Raw genomic sequence first — 652 nt, 5'->3', positions numbered from 1 at the left:
CCAGCGCGACGATATGTTCTACTTCACGGTAATGCACTGCGAGGTAACGCACCGCCGCGCTGGCCGCAGCGAACCGATGCAGAAACGCCTTGCGGCCTTCGTCGTCGGTACATTCGAAGTAGGCGCCATTCGCGTGCGCGAAGCGTTCCGACAGACACGCCCGCGCTTCATCGGTGCCCGCTGTCGGCACCTTCAACACTAGATGATGTTCGTACCGGCTGTGATACTCATCAAGACGTGCTGGGAGATGCTCCGGCGCTAGGCCGCTGAGCCATTGCAGCACACGATCGGTAAAATGCTTCGGCACGAAACTATAGCGATCAAACACGGCATCGAAACGCGTCTCAATGCAAAAAACATGGGCAAACGGGACGTGCCGAACCGGTCGATGATGACCAACAGGTCCTTGCCGTATCGCTTCGCGACGTCGAACGCATCGCGGTGCATGTACTCGCCTGCATTGGGTAAGTGCGTAGAGCTGGCGAGCCCGTGGCGTCGGATGTCGGTGAGCACGCTCGTGTCGTTGGTCCCTACGCAGAAGACCTTAGCGCCATGTTGCGCCGCAAACGTGTCGAGCCGCACGGCGAAGGTCATCAAAGCGGGTGAGCATTTCGACCCATTGTGCTAGCACCTGCTCCGGTTCGCCTACGTG

1 pseudogene is annotated in these 652 nt (G+C 59.4%); it reads right to left on the bottom strand.

Features of this window, described 5'->3' with window-relative positions:
• A pseudogene (locus QCE79_RS33365) lies at nucleotides 1–594 on the bottom strand (D-lactate dehydrogenase); the annotation flags it as partial.
• Between the last annotated feature and the right edge of the window lie 58 nt (nucleotides 595–652).

Source organism: Caballeronia sp. LZ003 (assembly GCF_031451465.1).
Classification (GTDB): domain Bacteria; phylum Pseudomonadota; class Gammaproteobacteria; order Burkholderiales; family Burkholderiaceae; genus Caballeronia.
The sequence above is the reverse complement of the archived record's forward strand: the minus strand, read 5'-3'. Positions and strand labels throughout refer to the sequence as shown.